Annotated in this window: 1 tRNA gene and 3 rRNA genes; all 4 read left to right on the top strand. The window is 49.4% G+C overall.

The annotated features are described in order from the left end of the window. Positions 1 to 101 precede the first annotated feature (101 nt). The 4 genes from E0E02_RS09235 to rrf all read left to right on the top strand — a co-directional run bounded on the left by E0E02_RS09235 (position 102) and on the right by rrf (position 5,024). Positions 102 to 1,650 (top strand): 16S ribosomal RNA (locus E0E02_RS09235). Positions 1,651 to 1,703: 53 nt separating this feature from the next. After that, positions 1,704 to 1,776: transfer RNA gene (locus E0E02_RS09230), tRNA-Ala, on the top strand. Positions 1,777 to 1,923: 147 nt separating this feature from the next. Then, a 23S ribosomal RNA gene (locus tag E0E02_RS09225) occupies positions 1,924 to 4,823 on the top strand. An 85-nt stretch (positions 4,824 to 4,908) separates the two neighbouring features. Further along, a 5S ribosomal RNA gene (rrf, locus tag E0E02_RS09220) occupies positions 4,909 to 5,024 on the top strand. The 16S, 23S and 5S rRNA genes sit together here with 1 tRNA gene alongside, the layout of an rRNA operon. Position 5,025 lies beyond the last annotated feature (1 nt).

The following is a 5,025-nucleotide window of genomic DNA, read 5'->3' as shown; positions in this document are numbered from 1 at the left end:
ACAAAGACCTTTGAAAACTGAACAATACGAACCAAACGTGCGGGTTACGGAAGTAACCTGTCAAAAACGATAAATCTGTCAGTGACAGAATGAGAACAAGATTAAATGAGAGTTTGATCCTGGCTCAGGACGAACGCTGGCGGCGTGCCTAATACATGCAAGTAGAACGCTGAAGACTTTAGCTTGCTAAAGTTGGAAGAGTTGCGAACGGGTGAGTAACGCGTAGGTAACCTGCCTACTAGCGGGGGATAACTATTGGAAACGATAGCTAATACCGCATAACAGCATTTAACCCATGTTAGATGCTTGAAAGGAGCAATTGCTTCACTAGTAGATGGACCTGCGTTGTATTAGCTAGTTGGTGAGGTAACGGCTCACCAAGGCGACGATACATAGCCGACCTGAGAGGGTGATCGGCCACACTGGGACTGAGACACGGCCCAGACTCCTACGGGAGGCAGCAGTAGGGAATCTTCGGCAATGGGGGCAACCCTGACCGAGCAACGCCGCGTGAGTGAAGAAGGTTTTCGGATCGTAAAGCTCTGTTGTAAGAGAAGAACGTGTGTGAGAGTGGAAAGTTCACACAGTGACGGTAACTTACCAGAAAGGGACGGCTAACTACGTGCCAGCAGCCGCGGTAATACGTAGGTCCCGAGCGTTGTCCGGATTTATTGGGCGTAAAGCGAGCGCAGGCGGTTTAATAAGTCTGAAGTTAAAGGCAGTGGCTTAACCATTGTTCGCTTTGGAAACTGTTAGACTTGAGTGCAGAAGGGGAGAGTGGAATTCCATGTGTAGCGGTGAAATGCGTAGATATATGGAGGAACACCGGTGGCGAAAGCGGCTCTCTGGTCTGTAACTGACGCTGAGGCTCGAAAGCGTGGGGAGCAAACAGGATTAGATACCCTGGTAGTCCACGCCGTAAACGATGAGTGCTAGGTGTTAGGCCCTTTCCGGGGCTTAGTGCCGCAGCTAACGCATTAAGCACTCCGCCTGGGGAGTACGACCGCAAGGTTGAAACTCAAAGGAATTGACGGGGGCCCGCACAAGCGGTGGAGCATGTGGTTTAATTCGAAGCAACGCGAAGAACCTTACCAGGTCTTGACATCCCGATGCTATTCCTAGAGATAGGAAGTTTCTTCGGAACATCGGTGACAGGTGGTGCATGGTTGTCGTCAGCTCGTGTCGTGAGATGTTGGGTTAAGTCCCGCAACGAGCGCAACCCCTATTGTTAGTTGCCATCATTAAGTTGGGCACTCTAGCGAGACTGCCGGTAATAAACCGGAGGAAGGTGGGGATGACGTCAAATCATCATGCCCCTTATGACCTGGGCTACACACGTGCTACAATGGTTGGTACAACGAGTCGCGAGTCGGTGACGGCAAGCAAATCTCTTAAAGCCAATCTCAGTTCGGATTGTAGGCTGCAACTCGCCTACATGAAGTCGGAATCGCTAGTAATCGCGGATCAGCACGCCGCGGTGAATACGTTCCCGGGCCTTGTACACACCGCCCGTCACACCACGAGAGTTTGTAACACCCGAAGTCGGTGAGGTAACCTTTTAGGAGCCAGCCGCCTAAGGTGGGATAGATGATTGGGGTGAAGTCGTAACAAGGTAGCCGTATCGGAAGGTGCGGCTGGATCACCTCCTTTCTAAGGATAAACGGAAGCACGTTTGGGTATTGTTTAGTTTTGAGAGGTCTTGTGGGGCCTTAGCTCAGCTGGGAGAGCGCCTGCTTTGCACGCAGGAGGTCAGCGGTTCGATCCCGCTAGGCTCCATTGAATCGAAAGATTCAAAAGATTGTCCATTGAAAATTGAATATCTATATCAAATTCCACGATTCAAGAAATTGAATTGTAGATAGTAACAAGAAATAAACCGAAACGCTGTGATTTAATGAGTTTAAGGTCAACAGACCAAAATAAGGTTAAGTTAATAAGGGCGCACGGTGGATGCCTTGGCACTAGAAGCCGATGAAGGACGTGACTAACGACGAAATGCTTTGGGGAGTTGTAAGTAAACATTGATCCAGAGATGTCCGAATGGGGGAACCCGGCATGTAATGCATGTCACTCATTACTGTTAAGGTAATGAAGAGGAAGACGCAGTGAACTGAAACATCTAAGTAGCTGCAGGAAGAGAAAGCAAACGCGATTGCCTTAGTAGCGGCGAGCGAAATGGCAAGAGGGCAAACCGATGTGTTTACACATCGGGGTTGTAGGACTGCGACGTGGGACGACAAGATTATAGAAGAATTACCTGGGAAGGTAAGCCAAAGAGAGTAACAGCCTCGTATTCGAAATAGTCTATAACCCTAGCAGTATCCTGAGTACGGCGAGACACGAGAAATCTCGTCGGAATCTGGGAGGACCATCTCCTAACCCTAAATACTCTCTAGTGACCGATAGTGAACCAGTACCGTGAGGGAAAGGTGAAAAGCACCCCGGGAGGGGAGTGAAATAGAACCTGAAACCGTGTGCCTACAACAAGTTCGAGCCCGTTAATGGGTGAGAGCGTGCCTTTTGTAGAATGAACCGGCGAGTTACGATATGATGCGAGGTTAAGTTGAAGAGACGGAGCCGTAGGGAAACCGAGTCTTAATAGGGCGCATTAGTATCATGTCGTAGACCCGAAACCATGTGACCTACCCATGAGCAGGGTGAAGGTGAGGTAAAACTCACTGGAGGCCCGAACCAGGGCACGTTGAAAAGTGCTTGGATGACTTGTGGGTAGCGGAGAAATTCCAAACGAACTTGGAGATAGCTGGTTCTCTCCGAAATAGCTTTAGGGCTAGCGTCGATGTTAAGTCTCTTGGAGGTAGAGCACTGTTTGATTGAGGGGTCCATCCCGGATTACCAATATCAGATAAACTCCGAATGCCAATGAGATATAATCGGCAGTCAGACTGCGAGTGCTAAGATCCGTAGTCGAAAGGGAAACAGCCCAGACCACCAGCTAAGGTCCCAAAATATATGTTAAGTGGAAAAGGATGTGGGGTTGCACAGACAACTAGGATGTTAGCTTAGAAGCAGCTATTCATTCAAAGAGTGCGTAATAGCTCACTAGTCGAGTGACCCTGCGCCGAAAATGTACCGGGGCTAAAACATATTACCGAAGCTGTGGATACCTTTTAGGTATGGTAGGAGAGCGTTCTATGTGTGAAGAAGGTGTACCGTGAGGAGCGCTGGAACGCATAGAAGTGAGAATGCCGGTATGAGTAGCGAAAGACAGGTGAGAATCCTGTCCACCGTATGACTAAGGTTTCCAGGGGAAGGCTCGTCCTCCCTGGGTTAGTCGGGACCTAAGGAGAGACCGAAAGGTGTATCCGATGGACAACAGGTTGATATTCCTGTACTAGAGTATATAGTGATGGAGGGACGCAGTAGGCTAACTAAAGCGTGCGATTGGAAGTGCACGTCTAAGCAGTGAGGTGTGATATGAGTCAAATGCTTATATCTCTAACATTGAGCTGTGATGGGGAGCGAAGTTAAGTAGCGAAGTTAGTGATGTCACACTGCCAAGAAAAGCTTCTAGCGTTAATTATACTCTACCCGTACCGCAAACCGACACAGGTAGTCGAGGCGAGTAGCCTCAGGTGAGCGAGAGAACTCTCGTTAAGGAACTCGGCAAAATGGCCCCGTAACTTCGGGAGAAGGGGCGCTGGCTTTAAGTCAGCCGCAGTGAATAGGCCCAAGCAACTGTTTATCAAAAACACAGCTCTCTGCTAAATCGTAAGATGATGTATAGGGGGTGACGCCTGCCCGGTGCTGGAAGGTTAAGAGGAGCGCTTAGCATTAGCGAAGGTGTGAATTGAAGCCCCAGTAAACGGCGGCCGTAACTATAACGGTCCTAAGGTAGCGAAATTCCTTGTCGGGTAAGTTCCGACCCGCACGAAAGGCGTAATGATTTGGGCACTGTCTCAACGAGAGACTCGGTGAAATTTTAGTACCTGTGAAGATGCAGGTTACCCGCGACAGGACGGAAAGACCCCATGGAGCTTTACTGCAGTTTGATATTGAGTATCTGTACCACATGTACAGGATAGGTAGGAGCCTATGAAATCGGGACGCTAGTTTCGGTGGAGGCGTTGTTGGGATACTACCCTTGTGTTATGGCTACTCTAACCTAGATAGGTTATCCCTATCGGAGACAGTGTCTGACGGGCAGTTTGACTGGGGCGGTCGCCTCCTAAAAGGTAACGGAGGCGCCCAAAGGTTCCCTCAGAATGGTTGGAAATCATTCGCAGAGTGTAAAGGTATAAGGGAGCTTGACTGCGAGAGCTACAACTCGAGCAGGGACGAAAGTCGGGCTTAGTGATCCGGTGGTTCCGCATGGAAGGGCCATCGCTCAACGGATAAAAGCTACCCTGGGGATAACAGGCTTATCTCCCCCAAGAGTTCACATCGACGGGGAGGTTTGGCACCTCGATGTCGGCTCGTCGCATCCTGGGGCTGTAGTCGGTCCCAAGGGTTGGGCTGTTCGCCCATTAAAGCGGCACGCGAGCTGGGTTCAGAACGTCGTGAGACAGTTCGGTCCCTATCCGTCGCGGGCGTAGGAAATTTGAGAGGATCTGCTCCTAGTACGAGAGGACCAGAGTGGACTTACCGCTGGTGTACCAGTTGTCTTGCCAAAGGCATCGCTGGGTAGCTATGTAGGGAAGGGATAAACGCTGAAAGCATCTAAGTGTGAAGCCCACCTCAAGATGAGATTTCCCATGATTTTATATCAGTAAGAGCCCTGAGAGATGATCAGGTAGATAGGTTAGAAGTGTAAGTGTGGTGACACATGTAGCGGACTAATACTAATAGCTCGAGGACTTATCCAAAAAAGAAACGAGTCAATATTGACAGCGAGTCGGTTTCTTGTTAGAATATATAGGTATTCAATTTTGATTGGATAATCAATCATAGTTAAGTGACGATAGCCTAGGAGATACACCTGTTCCCATGCCGAACACAGAAGTTAAGCCCTAGCACGCCTGATGTAGTTGGGGGTTGCCCCCTGTTAGATATGGTAGTCGCTTAGCA

This window comes from Streptococcus sp. KCJ4932 (assembly GCF_004352745.1).
GTDB lineage: Bacteria > Bacillota > Bacilli > Lactobacillales > Streptococcaceae > Streptococcus > Streptococcus ruminicola.
This window is presented reverse-complemented; position numbering and strand designations above follow the sequence as displayed.